At 60.5% G+C, this 20,030-nt stretch carries 20 protein-coding genes; 7 read left to right on the top strand and 13 right to left on the bottom strand.

Annotated elements, in window-relative coordinates; genetic code table 11:
* Window positions 1-162: 162 nt before the first annotated feature.
* A complete protein-coding gene (locus tag AC13RC_RS14430; protein ID WP_488557526.1) occupies window positions 163-882 on the bottom strand; it encodes a CDP-diacylglycerol diphosphatase in 720 nt (239 codons plus the stop codon).
* 335 nt (window positions 883-1,217) lie between these two features.
* On the opposite strand from AC13RC_RS14430, the gene AC13RC_RS14425 reads away from it, so the two are divergent.
* Window positions 1,218-1,421 carry a hypothetical protein gene (locus AC13RC_RS14425; RefSeq protein ID WP_488557525.1) on the top strand — a complete coding sequence of 68 codons (204 nt, stop codon included), beginning with the start codon at window positions 1,218-1,220 and terminating at the stop codon, window positions 1,419-1,421.
* A gap of 90 nt (window positions 1,422-1,511) precedes the next feature.
* On the opposite strand, the gene AC13RC_RS14420 is transcribed toward AC13RC_RS14425, so the two are convergent.
* Window positions 1,512-1,859, bottom strand: coding sequence for an NIPSNAP family protein (locus AC13RC_RS14420; protein ID WP_488557524.1), 348 nt, complete (start codon window positions 1,857-1,859; stop codon window positions 1,512-1,514).
* Window positions 1,860-2,407: 548 nt separating this feature from the next.
* Between AC13RC_RS14420 and AC13RC_RS14415 the strand changes: the two genes are divergently transcribed.
* The 4 genes from AC13RC_RS14415 (at window position 2,408) to fdxA (ending at window position 6,704) form a co-directional block, all read left to right on the top strand.
* Entirely contained in the window at window positions 2,408-2,881 is a 474-nt protein-coding gene (locus AC13RC_RS14415; RefSeq protein WP_113350672.1) for a (2Fe-2S)-binding protein, read from the top strand.
* Window positions 2,881-3,864: an FAD binding domain-containing protein gene (locus AC13RC_RS14410; protein ID WP_183809298.1), complete on the top strand. Its 984-nt coding sequence runs from the start codon at window positions 2,881-2,883 to the stop codon at window positions 3,862-3,864. Before AC13RC_RS14415 ends, AC13RC_RS14410 begins: the two co-directional genes overlap by 1 nt.
* Entirely contained in the window at window positions 3,861-6,149 is a 2,289-nt protein-coding gene (locus AC13RC_RS14405) for a xanthine dehydrogenase family protein molybdopterin-binding subunit (protein ID WP_488557523.1), read from the top strand. The genes AC13RC_RS14410 and AC13RC_RS14405 overlap by 4 nt, the downstream gene beginning before the upstream one ends.
* Before the next feature lie 213 nt (window positions 6,150-6,362).
* On the top strand, window positions 6,363-6,704 hold the full coding sequence (gene fdxA, locus AC13RC_RS14400) for a ferredoxin (protein WP_113329554.1): 342 nt from the start codon (window positions 6,363-6,365) through the stop codon (window positions 6,702-6,704).
* 65 nt (window positions 6,705-6,769) lie between these two features.
* Here fdxA and AC13RC_RS14395 read toward each other — a convergent pair whose 3' ends face one another.
* The 9 genes from AC13RC_RS14395 to AC13RC_RS14355 form a co-directional block, all read right to left on the bottom strand.
* Window positions 6,770-8,167: an amidohydrolase family protein gene (locus AC13RC_RS14395; RefSeq protein WP_488557522.1), complete on the bottom strand. Its 1,398-nt coding sequence runs from the start codon at window positions 8,165-8,167 to the stop codon at window positions 6,770-6,772.
* 7 nt (window positions 8,168-8,174) lie between these two features.
* Window positions 8,175-9,098: a LysR family transcriptional regulator gene (locus tag AC13RC_RS14390; protein WP_069610244.1), complete on the bottom strand. Its 924-nt coding sequence runs from the start codon at window positions 9,096-9,098 to the stop codon at window positions 8,175-8,177.
* Window positions 9,099-9,133: 35 nt separating this feature from the next.
* Window positions 9,134-9,910 (bottom strand): enoyl-CoA hydratase-related protein, encoded by a 777-nt coding sequence (locus AC13RC_RS14385; protein ID WP_183808879.1) that lies wholly within the window; start codon window positions 9,908-9,910, stop codon window positions 9,134-9,136.
* The gene (locus AC13RC_RS14380; protein ID WP_488557521.1) at window positions 9,907-11,064 is read right to left on the bottom strand and encodes a CaiB/BaiF CoA transferase family protein; all 1,158 of its coding nucleotides are present in this window, start codon (window positions 11,062-11,064) and stop codon (window positions 9,907-9,909) included. The genes AC13RC_RS14385 and AC13RC_RS14380 overlap by 4 nt, the downstream gene beginning before the upstream one ends.
* Window positions 11,061-12,419 carry an FAD-dependent oxidoreductase gene (locus AC13RC_RS14375; protein WP_269244843.1) on the bottom strand — a complete coding sequence of 453 codons (1,359 nt, stop codon included), beginning with the start codon at window positions 12,417-12,419 and terminating at the stop codon, window positions 11,061-11,063. Before AC13RC_RS14375 ends, AC13RC_RS14380 begins: the two co-directional genes overlap by 4 nt.
* A gap of 27 nt (window positions 12,420-12,446) precedes the next feature.
* Window positions 12,447-13,280 (bottom strand): ABC transporter permease, encoded by an 834-nt coding sequence (locus tag AC13RC_RS14370; RefSeq protein WP_269244844.1) that lies wholly within the window; start codon window positions 13,278-13,280, stop codon window positions 12,447-12,449.
* Window positions 13,277-14,092, bottom strand: coding sequence for an ABC transporter ATP-binding protein (locus AC13RC_RS14365; RefSeq protein WP_488557520.1), 816 nt, complete (start codon window positions 14,090-14,092; stop codon window positions 13,277-13,279). Before AC13RC_RS14365 ends, AC13RC_RS14370 begins: the two co-directional genes overlap by 4 nt.
* A 5-nt stretch (window positions 14,093-14,097) precedes the next feature.
* Complete coding sequence (locus AC13RC_RS14360) at window positions 14,098-15,132, bottom strand: ABC transporter substrate-binding protein (RefSeq protein ID WP_488557519.1); 1,035 nt, start codon at window positions 15,130-15,132, stop codon at window positions 14,098-14,100.
* 234 nt (window positions 15,133-15,366) lie between these two features.
* Window positions 15,367-16,386 carry a DJ-1/PfpI family protein gene (locus tag AC13RC_RS14355; protein WP_488557518.1) on the bottom strand — a complete coding sequence of 340 codons (1,020 nt, stop codon included), beginning with the start codon at window positions 16,384-16,386 and terminating at the stop codon, window positions 15,367-15,369.
* Window positions 16,387-16,402: 16 nt separating this feature from the next.
* On the opposite strand from AC13RC_RS14355, the gene AC13RC_RS14350 reads away from it, so the two are divergent.
* Together AC13RC_RS14350 and AC13RC_RS14345 are read left to right on the top strand one after the other, a co-directional pair.
* Window positions 16,403-16,594 (top strand): hypothetical protein, encoded by a 192-nt coding sequence (locus tag AC13RC_RS14350; RefSeq protein ID WP_488557517.1) that lies wholly within the window; start codon window positions 16,403-16,405, stop codon window positions 16,592-16,594.
* Window positions 16,545-17,543: a GlxA family transcriptional regulator gene (locus tag AC13RC_RS14345; RefSeq protein WP_488557516.1), complete on the top strand. Its 999-nt coding sequence runs from the start codon at window positions 16,545-16,547 to the stop codon at window positions 17,541-17,543. Before AC13RC_RS14350 ends, AC13RC_RS14345 begins: the two co-directional genes overlap by 50 nt.
* 101 nt (window positions 17,544-17,644) lie before the next feature.
* Here AC13RC_RS14345 and AC13RC_RS14340 read toward each other — a convergent pair whose 3' ends face one another.
* Together AC13RC_RS14340 and AC13RC_RS14335 are read right to left on the bottom strand one after the other, a co-directional pair.
* Window positions 17,645-18,898, bottom strand: coding sequence for an LVIVD repeat-containing protein (locus tag AC13RC_RS14340; protein WP_488557515.1), 1,254 nt, complete (start codon window positions 18,896-18,898; stop codon window positions 17,645-17,647).
* 73 nt (window positions 18,899-18,971) lie between these two features.
* Window positions 18,972-20,015: a substrate-binding domain-containing protein gene (locus AC13RC_RS14335; protein ID WP_488557514.1), complete on the bottom strand. Its 1,044-nt coding sequence runs from the start codon at window positions 20,013-20,015 to the stop codon at window positions 18,972-18,974.
* Between the last annotated feature and the right edge of the window lie 15 nt (window positions 20,016-20,030).

Below are 20,030 nucleotides of genomic sequence, written 5' to 3'. Positions count from 1 at the left end.
ACTGAACCGGCCGCATCAAAAAGATTAGTATGTGAAACGTGATAGACGTTAGAAACCAGATTCATAAATCTGGTTTCCAGGCCTTTTTCGTTTGCGCAAAGGGGCGACTGCATCGAAGAAGTGATCGATGCAGCTTTCGCGCCAAGCGATAATATGCTGATTCTAATGCGTAATCGCGCAGCTATGGTCCTGCACGTCCTCGCCGCCCATGCCCGGTGCGGCGACATCCGTCAGGACGATGAAGCCGGGGCCGTCGGCAAAGTTGGCGCCGACCACCACGAGATTGTGATCGCCCATTTCCTTTGCCGGGTCCTTCAATGTCTTGGCAAGCGCCAGGAATGGATTGAAGTCGCCCAATGTCTCGCCCTTGACGCGGACCGCCGTGAACCTGTGGCCGGCGATGGTATCGGGAAGAGGTGCCCAGTCGGCACCAATTTTGTCGGCATCGGCCTTGAGGACTGTCCGTGCATCAGCGCTCAGGCAATCGATGTGGATATGCAGCTGGTTCTGTGAGCGCGCTTGCTGTGCGTTAATAGCCAGGCTGAGGCCGTCACGCGGGAGCGCATGCGGCAATCGGACATCGACATCGGCCCGCTCGGCCCAGGCATCGGCAAAGAAGTTATGCGTAGCAGGATCGAGGAGCGCCGCGCTCTCCATGCCGGTAATCTTGTCGGTCGGAATCAGCAGAACTTGCGCAACGCCCCGCAGATCCTTCAGCATCGCGTAGTGTTCGGCCGTATTCACCGAAAGGCAGGGTGCAGTTTGTACGACGCACTTGTCATGAACGATCTTCCAGAGCACGTCGGAGTCGGCGAAGGCCGGCGCGAAAAGCAGGGGAAGGAAGGATGCGGCAAGAGCCGTGACGCGACACGAGAATGTCATGGCGGGAAATTTCCTAGGTTCAAACGGTTTGGCATTGTCCGAAATTCTGGAAGCTTAGCACCGGCCTATTAGGCTGATGTGACGGCTTGACGGCGGCACGTGACAAATGTGGGCAAGCGCGTGCCGTAGAGATTGCGCAACATCAGCTTCGCTTCATCTTGGGCTAAGGCTGCTTTCAGTTTGGTTGCCTAAATGGCAGGAGCCGGGGAAAACCATGCCTCGCCCCAGGAAGGAAAAGGTCGCTTGCCGTGACCTTCCAAACATCGGCTGCGAGGCGTTCGCAACGCTTGATCGCCGCAACTTTGCGGCAGACAAAAAACGATCAGGAGCTTGAAATGGGTATCGGAAAGCTGATTGAAGAAGTTGCAGGTGCCGTGGCTGCCGACGAGGCCGTCGAGGCTGTCGACCCGAATGCCGGTTTCCTGACGAAGGCGGCCGCCGCCGTCGCCGGTTTCGAAGGCGTCAACAAGCTGACGGACGTGCTGAAGGAGAAAGAACAGGAGCCGGCTGCCGACAATGGCGGCGACCAGAACGGCTGACAGGAAGCGGCAAGCACGCCTGCCGAAAAGATTTTGAAAGCCGGGCATGTCCCGGCTTTTATGCCTGGCGCATCAATCCCCTGTCCGTCTTCAGCCATCGGCCTCGCGGTAGATAAAGGGGCGAAAGAATGCAGTCGGCTGCAGGACCGAACTGGCGATATTGGCGATGATCGGGCCTGAAGCCTCGCTCTTTGCCAAAGCTTCCTTCCAGACCGGATCGGTTACGAACTCCGCCCATTTCCGCTGGCGTTCCTCTAGTGATTGCCATTCAAGTAAATAGATGAGGTCGACGCTGGAGGGCCCGATCATCGTCGTCCAGAAACCGATGGGGCGGATTCCGATCCGATCCCAGATCGCCAGTGTCGCCGTTTCAAAACGCTCCTGGAGCGCTGGCAGCCTGCCGGGTAGGCAGGTATAGATGCGCATTTCATGGATCATGAAAATCCTCCTTAAGTGAATTCACAAGAGGTCGAGCCTGTCACTGACGGCCAGATTTAAAAATAGTTGAGCGATGACAGGAGGTTGTGATCATTTTGGTGCTGAATCAAAATGAGGGTCCGATGGCCTCGGCTACTATTGCTCGATTTGAGCATAACTTAGGTACACTTCATTTTTCAAGTGATTTGATGGATGGGGAGCGGGCGTTGATCGATCCCTTCACCCCGCCGGCTCGCAAGAAGGGACCGAGGACAAATAGCAGAGGCTCTTTCGATCCGCCTCCTGCCCATCCTCTATCTCGATCGTTTCAAAGCTAGATTCGCCCGAATGTCGGGGCTTGACGAAAACAAGCCAGGCATTAATTTAAACGGAGGCGCCTCCGTTTATTTGTTGCGTCCTCCGCTTCCCAATTCAGATGAGAGCCGATCATGACGTCAGAATTCCATCGGCCCATCTTTCCAACAGAAACCATAGCAACCGGTAGACCGACGGATAGATTCCACTAGATTCCGCAGGTCTTATCTTCGTGACGATGGCAGGAGCTTATCATGACACGAACCATCCATATCGCGCTCGACATTAACGGGCAGCGCCACGAGCTCGATATCGAGCCGCGTGTGACGCTTCTCGATGCGCTGCGCGAGCATCTTTCCCTTACCGGCACCAAGAAGGGCTGCGATCAGGGACAGTGCGGCGCCTGTACCTGCCATGTCGACGGTAAGCGCGTGCTATCCTGTCTGACGCTGGCTGCGCAGGCCGAAGGCCGTGAGATCACGACGATCGAGGGACTGAGCGGCGAGAGCGGCGATCTGCATCCGGTGCAGGCCGCATTTATCGAGCAGGACGCTTTCCAGTGCGGCTATTGCACGCCGGGCCAGATCATGTCGGCGGTTGCCTGCATCCGCGAGGGACATGCCGGCTCGGATGCCGAAATCCGCGAATATATGTCCGGCAATCTCTGTCGGTGCGGGGCCTATAACAGCATCGTTGCGGCGGTGCGCCAGGCCGCGGAGGTGGCATGATGCGAAACTTCTCCTATCTGCGGGCCACATCGACAGCAGAAGCCGCCCAGGCGGCGCAGCAGGCCGGCGCCATGCTGCTTGCCGGCGGAACGACGCTGCTCGATCTTGCCAAATGCGGTGTCGGCGAGCCCGATACCGTCATAGACATTACCCATCTTTCCGGTATGAGCGGCATCACCGTAACCGCCGATGGTGCAACGATCGGCGCGCTTGCCAGGATGAGCGAAGTCGCCGACCACAAGGATATCCTCGCGGCTTTCCCGGCTGTTTCCGAATCCTTGTCTCTGGCCGCCTCCGCCCAGCTTCGTAACATGGCGACAGTCGGCGGCAACCTCCTGCAGCGGACGCGCTGTTCCTATTTCCGCGATCCCGGCGCCTTTCCCGCCTGCAACAAGCGCAATCCCGGTTCCGGCTGTTCGGCGATCGGCGGCGTCACGCGCAATCACGCCGTGCTCGGAACCAGCGAGGCCTGCATCGCCTCCTATCCCGGTGATCTGGCGGTTGCTCTGGTCGCATTTGACGCCGTGGTCGAGACGGATAGCCGTAAGGTTGGCATCGACGATTTCTTCCTCGTTCCCGGCGACACGCCGAACAAGGAAACCGTCCTGCAGCGCGGCGAGATCATCACCGCTATCACCATTCCTGCCTCCCCCGCTGCCCGGAACTCCACCTATCTCAAGGTCCGTGATCGGCAGTCCTATGAATTTGCTGCCGCGAGTGCCGCGGTCGGCCTGGAGCTTGAAGCCGACGGGAGAACGGTGCGTGATGTCCGCGTGGCAATCGGCGGGGTTGCCACCAAGCCCTGGCGGGCAAGGGCAGTCGAGCAGGCACTCATCGGCAAGGCTCTCACTCCGGAGACTTTGGAGAAGGCCAGCCGGCTCGCCATGGAGGGTGCCGTCGATCATGGCGGCAACCATTATAAGATCGAACTTGCGCCGCGCGTCATCGTCCGCGCCATTCAGAAGATGGGAGGTCTCGCATGACCATGATGGAACCCCGCAAACATGGCGATGCCTCCGACGGCACCGTCGGCGGTCGTCAGTCGCGCTTCGAAGGCAGTATGAAGGTGACGGGTGCGGCGACCTATGCGCTGGAATATCCGGTCGAAAACCTCGCTTATGCCGTGCTCATCCAGAGTACGATTCCGGCTGGCCGCGTTGTCGAGGTGGATGCTTCGGCAGCACTTGCGATCCCGGGCGTGCTGCTGGTGCTGACGCCGGAAGATGATCTCGGTCTCAAGCTTTCGGCTGATTGGGGCGGCAATAAGCCCGCCGACGGACCCTACTATCCGCTGCCGCGTGATGTGGGTTTCAACGGACAGTCGATTGCCGCTGTCGTTGCGGAGAGCCGCGAACTGGCGACGGAGGCCGCCAGGCTGGTGCGCGTCACTTACGAAGAGAGCCAGCACGTCGCCGATCTCAACGATCCGAATGCCGGCGAGGGCAAGCTCATGGAGCCCCTCTCGATTGCCTGGGGTGATGCCGAGGCAGCACTTGCTGCTTCCCCGGTTAGGATCGAAGCGGAATATTCGACACCGCGCGAATATCACGTGGCGATGGAGCCGCATGGTCTGACGGCGAAATGGGATGGCGACCAGCTGACGATCTGGGAGCCAAGCCAATGGTCCCATGGCATGGCGCGCATGTATTCCGAATGGTTCGACATGCCCTATGAGAATGTCCGGATCATTTCGCCCTTCATCGGCGGCGGTTTCGGATCGAAGGGGGTGCCGCTTGCCTATGGCGCGGTCGCCGTTGCGGCTGCCAGAAAGCTAGGCCGGCCGGTGAAACTAGCGGTCACCCGCCCGCAGAATTTCACGAGCTATGGCGGGCGCGCCGCGACCAGGCAGAAGATCGCGCTTGGCGCGACGGAAGACGGTATCCTGCAGGCGATCGTCCATCGCGGTGCCAGCGAAACCTCGGTCGATGCCGACTGGCCGGAGCAGACGGGGGCGGCAACGTCGATCCTCTACAAGGTCGAGAATTTCTCCTCGCAGCATCGTGTCGTGCCGGTCAATAGCGTCACGCCGGGCGCCTTGCGTGGTCCGGGCAAGAATCCGAGTGCCTACGGCATCGAATGTGCGATCGAGGAGCTGGCCTACAAGCTCGGCATGGACCCGCTCGAGATAAGGCTGAAGAACTATGCCGATCACGATTACCAGTCCGGCAAGCCGTGGTCGACGCGCCGGCTGCGCGAGGCGCTGACGGAAGGCGCGGAGGCTTTCGGCTGGTCGCGGCGCAGCCACGCGCCGCGCTCGATGCGCGACGGCAAGACGCTGATCGGCTGGGGCATCGGCTGCGGCACCTTCCCGGTCATCCGCGCACCGAGTGAAGCGATGATCCGCATTCTCGCAAACGGTCGGGTCGAGGTCGTCAGCGGCGCCATCGATATGGGGCAGGGCACCTACACGATCCTTGCCCAAAGCGCTGCGGAGGTCTTCGGCATTCCGGTCGATCAGGTCGAGGTCTATCTCGGCGATTCACGCCTACCGGGTTCGGCGATCGCCGGCGGCTCGATGCTGGCAGGCTCGATCATGGGGGCCGTCCATAAGGCGGCGGTCGCTGCCCGTGACGAACTCATCGGCCTTGCGCTTAGTGATGCCAATTCGCCCTTCCGCGATACGGGTGCAAATACGCTGAATTTTGCCGAGGGGCGCATCGCAGCCCCGCGTGGCGAGACGCCATCGCTGACGCTCGCCGAACTGATGTCCGCGCTGAAGCGCGAGGAGATCGAAGTCCGGCGCAACACTCTGCCTGACGGTGCGAACGCACAGGAGCAGCTTCAGGCGTGGACCACCATGGCTAGGGTTCAGGGACCGACCATGGGCGATTATTCCATGCATAGCTGGTGCGCCCATTTCGCCGAAGTGCGGGTCGACGAGGACTTCGGCACGGTGCGCGTCTCGCGCATGGTTTCCGCCTTTGATTGCGGCCGGCTCTATAATCCGAGGCTGGTGGAAAGCCAGTGGCGGGGCGGCATCATCATGGGCATCGGCCAGGCGCTTCTGGAAGAGGGGCTGGTCGATCAGCGTAACGGACGCACCGTCAACAACAATGTCGGCGATTACCTCGTGCCGACGAATTCCGACATTCCGGATATCCAGGTGATCTCCGTCGGCGTTCCGGACCATAATGCTTCGGCGCTCGGAGGTAAGGGCGTCGGGGAAGTCGGCATCGTTGGAGTCGCGCCTGCCATCGCCAACGCCGTGTTCCATGCCACCGGCAAGCGTGTTCGCGACCTGCCGATCACGCTGGAAAAGCTGCTCTAACGACAGTTCGGCTTGAGCCGCATTGTGTAAATGCGTGCGGCTCAAATGCCTCAAGCCTATCTCACTTCCGGTGGGTGTCTTCCAACAGATTTTCTCCCCCGCGAGCGTTGCCATTTCGGCAATCAGAAGGCCGAAAATCGGCGCTTCTTCAGAACGCTCCCATTTGTCATAGTTCGTCGAAAGCGCCCTTGAGAGCGCTGCGAGGCGAGCGTTATGGCTTACGTAATCACCGAGCCCTGCATCGATACGAAGGATGGCGCCTGCACTGTCGCCTGTCCGGTCGATTGCATCTATGAGGGCGGACGTATGTTTTACATCCATCCGGACGAGTGCATTAATTGCGGCCTCTGTCTCTCGGTCTGTCCCGTCGATGCCATCCTGTGGGATGAGGAAATGCCGGCGGAGCGGCTGTTCCTGCGCGACGTCAACCGCGATTTCTTTGCCGACGGCGTGACCGGCTGGGGTGCCCCCGGCGGCTGGGACAAGAGCCGCACGACCAGTCTCGATCATCCCTTCGTGGCGGCTTACGATGGTGCGCCCGAAAATCGCTTGTGATGCAAAGATGTCCTGATTAGGTGTCTCCGCTGCCCTTTGGGCAGTGGTTGTTGCCTCTCGCGATATCAGCAAATGCCGGGCCAGCTCGCATAATAGGCGCGCGTCGCTTCCGACAATGCGTTGACGAGAGGCCGTTGCCTCTCAAGTCTCGGCAGATCGGCTCTTGCCTGCGCCAGGAGCTCGGCAAGGGCAGCATCGAAGTCGACGCCTGTCAGTTCGCCTCCGCGCATCACCTCGCGGCCAGCCACGACAAGTCCGCTGGCATATTGCGCGCTCATGCGCGTCAACAGGACCTCCGCCTCGTCGACATCATCGAACAGCGCATCGGCGATTAGGGCTTTATAATCGATGATCGTAAAGTCTTCCGCACTCTTGGCATTGATGACCTGCCTCCCAACCCGGATTGCTGCGTCGAAGACATTCTCGGCCGTCAAATGTCGTGTCAGGTTACGTTCGCCATGCAGCAGATAAAGGAGACGCATTTCCCGCCATAGATCCTGATCGTCATCCAGCCCTGTGCCGTCGAGGCCAATGGCGAAGGCGGGACCGCCGAGTTCGGTCATGGATGCGATCGGAGCGATGCCCGAGCGAAGGCGCAGATTGGCTGAGGGATTGCTGACAAGCTGCACGCCGCGCCCGGCAAGCAGTTCAAGTTCATCGGGGCGCAATTGGACGCCATGGGCGATGGCGAGCCGCGGCGACAGGAAGCCTATTTTGTCGAGATAGTTGACGACGCCCTCGGGAAAGCGGCGGTCCAGCCATAGGCGCTGGCGGGGACTTTCGAGCAGGTGCATGTGTATGCGTCGATTATGATGCGCAGAAGCCTCGGCAATCGCCTCCAGAAGCGCGTTCGAGCACCATTGCGGCCCGATCGGCCCATACTGCACATCGACCAGCGGGCTGGTGTTGGCGGCAGCAACCGCCTCAACGGCTGCAAGTTGGGTGGAGATCGGAGCGTAGGCCGGAATGGTCGGCTCCAACGCCTGCCAATCACCTGTGGACAGAAACGGCTTCAGGCGTTGCGGCCCGCCATCATAGGCCCACGCATCATAGTCGAGCAGCGGGCAGGAAAGCGCAAGTCGAATGCCGATATCGCCGGCGGCCCATATGACGGCGCTTGCCTCATCGACCAGACGATCGACATTGAGCGAGTTGTGGCAGTGCATCGTCGCGCCGATGCCGGTTTTGGCCAGCCGGCCGAAGGCGACAAGCGCCTCGAGATAGGGATCGGTGCGCGGCCGCAGCCTCAAGCCCGGTATCCACACCTCAAGTGCGTCGTCGGCCGCGCCAAAATCAAGTGTGCGGATGCCATAGCCATGATCGTGGGCGTTGACGGGCGAGGGGAGGATGAGGTCGCCGGGCAGTGCAGTCGCAGCGTTGAACTGCAATGGCAGGTCTGTCAATCTGTCGAAGCGCGTGGCCGGGTCGTAGCCAGGACATTTTAGCAGGCGGATCGTTTTCATACTTTTCTCATCTGCTGACGATGGCTCTCAAATCCTCGCCGAACCTGCGCAACTCGGTATTAAGCAGCTCGATGACTGCTTGGCTAGCATGAGTTAGATGCCGATCGCGGGGGACGAAAACAGCGATATCGACGGTGCTGAGCTTGAAGTCCCGAATCGGAATGGCAACGATTTCGCCCGTCTGGATTTCCGGCCAGAGTCCAACCGGGGTAAAGAAACCAATGCCGTCTCCCGACATGATTAATGGTTTGAGGAGGATTGGATTGTTGGATGCGACCAACGTTCGCCCCACACGATTAAGCCCCGCAAGCTCGACCGCTATCGCCGAGCTGACGACTTCGCTGTCGAGCGCCAGAAGCAGCTTATATTGCGCGCATTCCGGCAGCGTCACCGATTTCGCCCTAGCCAATGGATGCGATGAAGCGACCATGGCCATGAAGGCTGTGCGGATCGACCCCACAAGCTTCAGGTCATGTGGGGTCGCAAGGTCAAAGCTGATGCCGATATCAATGTCGCCCGCCGCCATGAAATGGAAAATATTGTTGTAGGCTCCCGCTCGGACGCGAAAGTCGACCGCAGGATGCAGCTTATGAAACCTCTTAATGAAATCAGGAAGAAACGTGACGAGCAGACTGTCGAGGGCGGCGATATGGACTCGGCCCGTATTCTTTCCCTGAAGGTCACCGAGATTGGACTTCATTACCTCGAAGTCCTGCAGCGTCTCCTTGGCGTGGCGCAGCACAATTTCGCCGGCGGACGTCAGCCGCAGCCCGTCGGAAAAGCGTTCGAAGAGCGGTGTTCCAAGCTCGTCTTCGAGCTTCTTGATCTGGCGGCTGACGGCGGAGGTTGCCACATGCAGCTCTTCGGACGCCTTGCGGATGGATCCAGAGCGTGCGACCTCGGTGAAATATTTCAGGATGCTGGCATGCATGAAACGTCCTCGGCGATCTCGCAGCTATAGCATGCCTATCTGCCGCGCCAAACGGGCGCCCGCTTCTCGCGGAAAGCCGCCACACCCTCCATGGCATCCTCGCTTTTCAGCGCCTTGATGAGCGCCGGCGTCCGCAGAGCCTGTGCCTCGGCCGGGCTCAAATGGGCGGTGCGATTGACCGTCTGCTTGATCGCCCGCAGCGACAGCGGCGCGCAGGCGACGATGTCGGCGACCCAGCGATCGACAGCCGCATCGAGTTCGCCAGCCGATACGACTTCGTTGACGACACCATAGCTTGCCATTTCCTGGGCGCCGAACTGACGTCCCGTCAGCATCACGGCCATGGCGCGGTTGAACGGGATTTTGCGCTGGAGCAGCACCATGCCGCCATCGAGCGGCATGCGACCGACGCGCGCTTCCGGCAGGCCGAAGCGTGCCGTTTCCACCGCAATGACGATATCGCAACCGAGCACCATCTCGAAGCCGCCGCCTAGTGCGTAGCCGTTGACGCGGGCGATGACGGGCACGTCGAGCGAGCGGCGGAACGCGAGGCCGCCAAAGCCGTTTTCCCGGCCGACGGTCCAATAATCGACGCCGGAGCTGCCGCTGCCGCCCTTGAGGTCGGCGCCTGCGCAAAAAGCCTTTTCGCCTGAGCCTGTCAGGACGACGCAGCTGATATCGTCGCGCTTCTCGATCTCCACCCAGATCGACTCAAGTTCGGCTTCCGTCTCGGCATCGACGGCGTTCATCCGGTCGGGCCGGTCCAGCGTGACGCGGGCGATGCGATCTCCTACGGTGAAGGAGACGCTCATGCTGCGTCTCCCCTCACCTCGGAAAGCAAAGCCAGAATTTCGTCATTGTGCTGACCGAGCTGCGGCGGAGAAATTCGCACGGTCACCTGCGCGGCTGACATGTCGATCGGCGAGCCGATCAGACGGATCGGACCGGCTGCGGTCTCGCCTGCCTCGAGGATCATCTTGTTGATGATCGTCTGCTCGTCCTTCAGCGCCTCGGGGAGTGAACGCACCGGGGCGCAAAGGATGTCGACGCCTTCCAGCCGCTCAATCCAGTGCGCGGTGCTGTTCTTGGCGAAGTTGTCGCGGAAGATCGCCTGCAGTTCTGGCCGCCGCGCCATCTGGGCATCGAAATCCTTGTAGTGCGGATATTGCGAGAGGTCTTCGATCTCCAACGCCTCGCAGATATCGCGCAAGGGGTTCGGCTTGAAGGCACCGACCATGACGATCGCGCTGTCCGTTGTCTCGAAAACACCCGTCAGCGGAAAGGCGCCCCAGTTCAGATCCTTCTGGCGCATCAGATGTGTAGTGCCCTCCTGCATCTGCATGGCGATCATGGAGTTGTAGAGGCTGACGGCGACCTGTTGGCCTTCGCCGGTCTTGTCGCGTTGCAGCAGGGCAAGCAGGATGCCCTGGACGAGATGCATGCCGGCCGAGTAATCGGCAAGCGGCGTGGCATAGATCGAGGTCGGGTGGCTATTGTCCGACTTGCGGCGCATGACGCCGGAGACGGCCTGCGCCAGCACATCCTGGCCGCCTTTATGCTGATAGGGGCCGGTCAGCCCGAAACCCGTGCCGACGGCATAGATCAGGCGCGGATTGATCTTCTTGAGATCCTCATAGCCAAAACCCATGCGTTCCATGACGCCGGGCCGGAAGTTGTTGACGACCACGTCGGCAGTCTCAAGCAGCGCCTGGACGGTTTTGCGGGCGCCGGCATCCTTCAGATCGAGCGCCAGGCTCTTCTTGTTGCGGTTCAAGGAGCAAAAGACCGGATTGTTGAGCCCGTCCGGATCGGAGCCCAACGACCAACGCGAGAGATCGCCGATCTTGACCTTCTCGATCTTGATAACTTCGGCGCCATAGTCGGCCAAAACCTGCGTGCAGGAAGGGCCGAGCATGACCTGCGTGAAATCGATCACGCGGATTCCGTCGAGTGGCAAAGTCGTCATTCTGCAGCCTCCAAATATGTCGCGTTCTCCGAGGGAATGTCGCCTGGATCGGCTCCCTGAGCCCGCATCTGCTTCTGAATTGCCCGGATATCGGCCTTGCGAACGGTCGTGCCGGCATTGAGGGCAACCGTTGCTGCGACACCCGCCGCTTCGCCCATCGCCATGCAGGGCGGGATCTCGCGGCTGGATTTCTGTGCCTGCGGCGTTGCCGAATAATGCCGGCCGGCAACGATCAGCTGATCGACCTCCCTGGGCAGCATGGCGCGGTACGGCGTGTAGTAATCGCGGCCGCGGCAGACCGTGTCCGCAAAATGGCGGCGGGTCATGACGTCGTCCTTCGTCACGACATAATCTCCCTGCAACAGCCGCGTCTGGCGCACGCCGGTCTGCGGCGCAAAATCGACGACATAGGCGTTCTCGAAGCCAGGCATTTTTTCCCGCGCGAAATCGAGCAGCTTTGCGATCCGCGAGCGGCCTTCCATCTCCGCCTTGGTCAGGTCGTCGACCTTCAGACCACTCAGCGTCGGCATATGCGGGCAGTTCAGCCAGACGACGCCTGGCAGCGGCGTCTTCAGCCACCAGAAGGACCAGCAACCGCCGATCAGCCGCTTGGCTTCGTGATCGCGCGCCTTGAAGGCTTCCGGCTCCTGCCGTTCGAAACGCTCCGCCGCTTCCGTATCGACGCCACCCCAACGCGAGACCGTCGTCAGGATGAAGTTGGATTCGACATGGGAAGCCCCCGCGCTTGCAGCGACATCGAGATCGCCCGTCGTGTCGATGACGACATCGCCGAGGATCGCCTGCATACCTTCCTTGGTCTGGCAGATGACGCCCTTGATTGCGCCACCTTCGACGATCGCCGAGGAGAACCAGCTATGGGTCCTGAGCTTGATCTTCGCTTCGGCGATCATGTCATAGGCCGCGCGCTTGAAGGCGTCGGGATCGAAGGCGGCCGAAAAACAGATCGGATGCGGCATCGACTGGGTGTGGAAGTCGAAAAGGCCCCAGCGCGCCCAGCGCTGCCAGGCCTCCGGCGTATCGCGGAATTCGATCAGGCGATCGCGATCGGTCGGGGTCACGCAGAGTCCCCAGCGCTTCATACGCTCGATCATCTCCATGCAAATGCCGCGCACGGTGATTTCGAGCTCGTTGATCATGTCGTCGAGCACGAGCACCATGCCGCCGGCGGCAAGTCCGCCGACATAGGGATAACGTTCGAGAAGCGTGACGCTGGCGCCGTTGCGTGCGGCCGAGACGGCAGCGGCAATCCCTGCCGGGCCACCGCCGACCACAACCACATCAGAGCGATCGACGACACGGATATCTCGTGCAGGCTGGTGAATAACCTGTTCCATTGGTGTTCCCTCGATGTTTTCTAAGCGTTAGTGCTGGCCGGCCGGCTTCCAGCGGATCATCTTCGCCTCGGCGACCGAGACGATGAAGAAGAGGATCACGGCCAGCAGCGCTGCAATGACGACCGTTGCATAGAGCAGCGGCGAGCGGAAATTGTAGGTCGCCTCGATGATGAGCGCGCCGAGCCCGAAGCTGGAGCCGATCCATTCCGCGACGATCGCGCCCATGACACTGCTCGTTGCGGCGATCTTCAGCGCGGCGAACAGAAATGGCAGCGAGCTTGGCAGACGGACCTTCCAGAGAATCTCCGAATTGCTGGCCGAAAGCACCCGCATCAGGTCGAGCATTGCGGGGCTGGCGGAGCGAAGTCCCTGCACCATGTTGACCAGCGTCGGGAAGAAGCAGATGAGGCCGGCAATGATGATCTTCGGGGCGACGCCGTTGCCGAAGATCAGGACCAGGATCGGCGCAAGCGCGATGATCGGGATCGCCTTGACGAAGACGGCGATCGGATAAAAGGCCTTCTCGGCCGTCGCACTGTGGACGAACCAGATCGCCAGCAGTATGGCGACGAGATTGCCGAAGACGAAACCGAGAACGGCCTCGAGCACGGTCGGCAGGAAGTTTCGCGTCAGTGTCGCGGCATTGTCGCGAAAGGCAGAGAGCACATCGAGCGGGCTTGGCGCCATGAAAGTCGGGATCTTGAAGATCCAGATGACCGCCTGCCAGAGCACGATGCAGCCGAGTGCCGCAAGAATCGCCGGCATGTGCGAGGAGAGAACGCCGACGGTTGCGTCGAGGATGGCGACCTTGCGCGGCGCCTTGGCGATGTGGCCGATGTCAGAGTGCACGGCGTTGCTCATATGCATTCCTCCAGGAGCGCGCGCAGATGCGCGGTCACTTTGATGAAGTCGACCGTGTCACGCATCGCAAGGGCGCGGGGATAGGGAAGATCGACCTTCATGAATTCTTTCACCCGGCCGGGATGGGCCTGCAACATCAGCACGTGCTGACCGAGGAAGACCGCCTCCGGAATGGAATGGGTGACGAAAACGATGGTCGTGCCCGTTTCGCGCCAGATGCGGAGCAGTTCCTCATTGAGCTTGTCGCGGGTGATTTCATCCAGAGCGCCGAAGGGCTCGTCCATCAGCAGGATACGTGGCTTTGTTATCAGGGCGCGGGCGATGGCGACGCGCTGGCGCATGCCGCCGGACAATTCGTGCGGCAGGGCATTTTCGCGACCCTTGAGGCCGACGAGAGCGAGCAGCTCTATGGGATCGTCGTAGGAGCTTTTGTCGTGCCTGCCGACTTCCAGCGGCAGGCGGACATTGTCGATGACGCTCCGCCACGGCAAAAGCGTTGCCTCCTGGAAGACGAAGGCAAAATCGCGACCCTGGCGCGCCTCTCGTGGCGGTCGGCCGAAAACCGAAACCGAACCGTCGCTGATGTCTACGAGATCGGCGATGCAGCGCAGCAAGGTCGACTTGCCGCATCCGGACGGCCCGAGCATGGTGACGAACGATCCTTCCGCAATATCGACGGAGACCTTGGACAGAGCGGTGAACTCGTTGCCCTTGTCGCCGAAGCGAATATCGAGATCGCGAATGGAAACGGCAAGCCTTGACGTTTCCACGACCGGTAGCGGCTGCTGCTTGATGGTGGCGGCGCTCATCATGGCATTCACCCGATCTGCTTGCGGATATCGGCCGTCGCGTCGAGGATCGCCATGGTGGCGACGTCATCGACGGTCGGCATTGCTCCCGTAAACTGCTTGAGATCGGCGTAAGCCTTGATCTGTGCCGCCCAATTGTCCTTGTTCATCGCGCCCCAGCCGGTCTGCTTGGTGCTATCGCCGAAGGAGAAATCGATGACCGGGTGGACGGCTTCAAGCTCGCTGGCCTTGTCGAGATTGGGATAGGCGTCGACCAGCATGTCGACCGCTTCTTCCGGATGGTCGCGGACGTAACCCCAACCTTTGGCGGCAGCCTTGGTGAAGCGCACCAGCACGTCGGAATGTTTGTCGAGCTGTTCGTCGGTCGTATAATATACGTTGGCGTAGAGCTGCAGGCCGGCATCCCAGAGCATCATGTCGACACGATCGTTGCCGAGCACCTTCAGCGCATTGGTGTTCGTGACCCAGCCGGTGACGGCATCGGCCTGGCCGGTCATCAGCTGGTTCATGTCGGAACCCATGTTGACCATCTTCACCTTGTCTTCCGGAATGCCGTTTTTGGCGAGGAGCGCGCGCAGCAGGATGAAGGCGGTCGGCTGGGTGGCGATCGTCTTGCCGATCATGTCCTTCGGCTCGCGGATCGGCGCCTTTTTCAGCGAGAAATATGTAAATGGATGCTTACGGTATCCTGCCAGAAACGCCTTGACCGGCATGCCGGCCGAGCGCGCGAGCATGACGGACGGGCTGGAGGAAATCTGCCCGATGGTGGATTGGCCTGCCGCAACGCCGGCAACGCCATCGACATTCGGGCCGCCGGGGACGATGGTGAGATTGATGCCCTGCTCGGTGAAAAAGCCCTTCTTCTGTGCCGCGACTTCGCCGATGAGTCCGTTGGAGGCAAGCCAGCCGAGCTGCATGCGCACTTCGGCAACATCGGCGGCCTTGCCGGCACGGATGCCGACGAAGGTCTGGGTCGCAGCAAGACCCCCGACCAAGGCAGCATTGGATAGGAAACGGCGACGATTCATCATGAATTGAGACATGCTGATAGTTCCCCTGTTGATTGGGCGATCGGACTTTTCGTCTCGTTATCCACCAATGCCAGGGATGATGGGGGAATTCAGCGTTCTAATAAAGAACAATTATGCGCACTATCGATTGCCGAAAAGGCAACGGTCAAGGTGGCGTAAGTCATGCCTTAGTTGCCGTGTTCATCACGAGAGTGCAGCCGTCGACCACCGCCGAACTTTGCGAGATCGGTGGCGGATAATGATGGATCAATGCTGTATGGGATATTCGAGCTGCAGCGCGACGATATCAGATGTTCGCGCACCATACCGCGCGGCAATCTCGAACAGCGTCTGATCCAGCGCCTGCGCGGGTGGGCGCGCGGGAACCGTCACGACCGAGGCATCGGTATGGGCTGAAAGGTCCGGCACAAGCAGGAGGCCGCTGCGCGAACGGATGGATTGGGCTGGCTCCGCGATGACAGCCTTCGAACGATAGGTTCTCGACCATGCATCCGCCGTCAGCGCCAAAGCGATTTCATCGAAACCTTCCTCCGCGGGCAGGCGGATGATCTCGTGGTTCCAGAAGGCAAGGGTGTTGCCGGCAAAGCGCCAGAGGCGGCTCGTTGTCATGTGAAACGGTGCGGAATCATGCGCGCTGCTCCAATCGATGACACCCAGCCGGGTGGCCGCCGAGCGCGCCTTCTGCGCGCCAGCAATGGCCTCCACCAGAGTCAGGGAAGCGGGGATCGATGCCGTGACGCCCGTGGTGCTCATGACATTACCGTCGACGATGTAACGCCGGTTATGAACCCACTCTGTCCGCGGAAAGGTACGGCGGATTGCGTCGAAGGCGTACCAATGGGTGGTGGCGTGCTTGCCGTCGAATACGCCGGCCCTTGCCGCAAGCCAGGCGCCCTCACAGATCGAAACGACCATCGCGCCCTTCGATGATTGCTCGCGAATCCAGGCAATGACGTTGCGGCTGCTGTTGTCATGCATGGCGGGGACGATGACGATATCGGCGCCTTCCGGATGCTCACGGTCAAAGTCCCGCATTGTTGCGTCCGGCTTGATTTTCAGCGCCGGCATGAGGTTCACGATGCCAGCCTGGGTCGAGACGATCACGACGTCGGCGACACCGGCACTGCGCAGGACGCCGTAGGGGATGACGAGATCGGTTGTCTCCGTGCCGCGGTTGTCGGCGGCGATCGCGATGAGGGGCCGTGTCCGGCCGGCTTTGAACGTCGGGAGCCGGACGGCATTTTCCGCAGCTATCGCAGGTCTCACGAAAGGGAAAACCGCAATGCAAAATACGAGCAGGGCAAGAAGCAAGATTTTGGGGGAATGGCGATCCATGGCGCTTGTCAAGATTTTTGATGTCATACCCTCGGAAATATTTGGTTCGCAGGCTGGCGAAAATGACAAAGATATCGCATTTTCCGCCAATGCAGAATTCTGGACATTCCCCTCGGCGCGTCGTCGTTATCGGCTATGATGGTGTTCAGGCGCTGGATATCGTCGGACCCATGGAGGTCTTCGCGATGGCGAACCTTCATTTGCCCGAGGCTGCGCCGCCTTACGAAGTCATGCTCGCGTCCCCGGCCGGTGGATCGGTGAAAAGCAGCTCCGCCGGCGGCCTTGTCTTCGGCGAGACCATGAGCCTCGAACAACTGCCCGCCGATCTCGATACGATCATCCTCTCCGGCGGCAGCGAGGATGGGCTTCGGCAGGTCATATTTCAGACGGACCTGCTTGCCTGGCTGCATTCGCGGGCGAGGCCTACCCGGCGCATGGCCAGCGTCTGCACCGGAGCCTTCATCCTCGCGGCCGGCGGTTTCCTCGATGGCAGACGCGCGACCACACATTGGAATTCCTGTTCCCTTTTGAAGGAATTGCGGCCTCAGATCGAGGTCGAGCCCGACGCCATCTTTGTGGCGGAGCCGCCCGTCTTCACCTCAGCCGGCATTACGGCTGGTATCGATCTATGTCTGGCGCTGGTCGAGGCCGATTGTGGTCCGAAGACCGCTCTTGCCGTTGCGCGACAGATGGTATTGTTCATGCGCCGGCCGGGCGGTCAGTCGCAGTTCAGCGCGGGCCTCGCCCTTCAGGCGAATGCGACACCGCGCCTGCGGCAGCTCTTGAGCGAGATCATCGACGATCCCACAGGGGATCTATCGGGACCTGCTCTTGCCAGCCGGGTCGGCATGACGGAGCGCACCTTTTCGCGCAGTTTCCGCAAGGAAACTGGAACAACGCCGGCGCAATTCGTGGAAGCCGCACGGTTGGAGCGGGCAAAGGCGCTTCTCGAAAGCTCTGACTGGCCGCTGGCCCGCATCGCCGAGCGTTCGGGCTTTTCAAGCCTCGACACGCTGCATAGGGCCTTTCTCAAGAATCTTGCCATAACACCCGGCTTTTATCGGGCGCGTTTTGGCACGGGCGCCTGACGACAAGGTCAGCCTCGTCACTCACATGCCGACTCATGCCGCGCTGGTAAAAACTTCTCTTCTTTCGTCGATAAATATGGATTTGGAGCCAAGCTCGCGCATCAGCCGCCATATTCGATGATTTCGAGCCCGGCATTGTAATCCGTGGCATAGATCAGACCATTGGCGTCAACAAAGACGTCGGCGGACTGGATGATTTTTGGGCGGCCTGGACGGCGGTCGGTCATGACAGTCGGCCCCGCCGGCACGAGAGCGCCGGTTTCGACAGGATGATAGGGGTCGGAAATGTCGAAGGCGCGGATGCCGGCATTCTGCCACGTCGCAAAGATCAGCGTCTCGGAGACGAAAGAGCCGGGCCGGTTTTCGTGCAGATTGTGCGGTCCGAAATGACCGCCCTTCTTCGCGTAGTCGATTTCGGCGGGGATCGGGAAAGTCGAGATGCTGATCGGATTTTCGGGCACGCGGATGTCGAAGACCCAGGTATGTTTCCGGCCGTCTTCCTCATTGTCCAGCACAGCCTCATCCGCCACGACAAGAAGATCGCGGCCGGGAAGTGGCAGCGGCGAATGTGTGCCGCCGCCATAGGGCGGGCACCAGTTATGGTGTTTGATGAGCCGGGGGGCGGAATGATCCTTGATATCGAGGAGCGTCAATCCGCCATCGCGCCAGCAAGCGTAGGCGGTGTCGCCATGGACCAGCGCGTGGTGCAGGGCATAGCGCTTGCCGTCGCCCCAATTTGGGGTTTCGCCCGCCGCGCGGTTCATGCCGGGAAGCCACCATTGGCCGACAAGTTCGGGCTTGGTTGGATCGGCCATGTCGATGGTCACGAAGATATAGTCGGTAAAGCCGTCGAGCAGCGCCGAGGCATAGGCATAGCGGCCGCCGACATACCAAAGCCTGTGAAAGCCGACGCCTTCGACATCCAGTTGGCCGATCTTGCGCGGCTTGTCGGGAACGGAAATATCAAACACGCTCATGCCCGCGGTCCAGGCGCGCTCACGCTTTCTGGAGGCGACCGTCTCGCCGACGGACTGCGTGTAGTAGGCCTTCTCGTCCGTGAAGGTTTCCACGTCGGCAAAAAGGTCGAGCGCGTTGATGACCAGCAGCAGGTCGTCATGCGTCTGCAGATGAATGTTCCAGGTATTGGCCGGCGCCGGCACGTAATTGACCGTCTGCGAGTTCTTCGGGTCGCGCACGTCAACGATCGAGAAGCCCTGCGACCACGGATGGGCGATATAGGCGTAGCCTCGATGAACCATCAATTGCAACCCATCGCCACGGCCGCCGATGTCGTTATGGCCGATCAATGTCATGTTGCGGGCAAAGTCAGGTTTCGGCAGGTCGGTCGATGCCATGGGATGCCTCACGCACAGGGGAATGAAAAGGGCCGCCATTGACGGCGGCGCCTGCGAAAGCAGCTGATAAGTCTCAGTTCTTAGCCGCCGGAATCCAGGCTGCCGTCGCGGCATCGCTCTTCAGGAAGGCCGGGAATTTCTGCTGCAGCTCTTCGATGGTGCCGATCTTGTTGTTGACGAGATCGTCGCGCGTGATGAGTGTCGGCTGCAGAAGAACGGAGTGGCCCGGAGGCTGACCGGCAATGGCAAGCGAAACGGTGCGGACGGAAACTTCACCGACGACGGCAGCGTTGGTGGCAGCCGTCGCTACCCAGGCGCTGTCCGGTTCGACCATCAGTTGGATATCGGCGGTCGACGTGTCTACGCCGTAGATCTTCACCTTGGCGGAAAGGCCGAGCTCGTCGATAGCGAGCTTTGCACCCTTGGCGAACTCATCCCATGGCGTGAAGATCACCGAAATATCCGGATTGGCGCGCAGGACGGCCTTGGTCTGATCGGCGACGGAGGCGGGAACGGTGTCATTGACCACGCCCCAGACGGCCTTTTCCTTCAGATTGTGCTTGGCAATGAAATCCTTCCACACCGCATATCGGCGGTCGAGCGGCGCGAAACCGGCAACGTAGACCGCACCGCCGGTGAACCCGTCACCCTTATCCTTCACGGCCTGGTCAAGCACGAGCTTGGCCATATCCTTGTCGCTCTGTTCGATCTGCGGAATTTGCGGATTGTCGAGGTTGACGTCATAGGCGACCACCTTGATGCCCTTGTCGAGTGCCTTCTGCGCGACATCCTTCAGGACCTCTGGACGGCCATTGTTGATGATGATGCCGTCGACGCCGAGATTGATCGCCTGCTCCACAAGATTGCGCTGCGTGTCGTTGTCATTGCGGGCCTGCGAAACAGTGAGGTTGACGCCAAGCGCATCCGCCTGCCGCTTGACGCCGGCCTCGAAGGCTTGCAGCCAGTCGCCGCTGCCAAGGAAGCTGATGACGGCGATATTGACTGTTCTTTTATCGAAGGGATCGGGCGCGCCGCTGAGGCCTGCCGCCGATGCCGTGGTCATGAAAAGCGAGCCGGCGATGACGGCCGAAGCTATGATTTTGAATAATTTGATCATTGAAAATCCATTGAG

The organism is Martinezella sp. CNPSo 3890, assembly GCF_057784455.1.
Note: the sequence above shows the minus strand (reverse complement) of the source record. Positions and strands in the feature narration are given on the sequence as shown.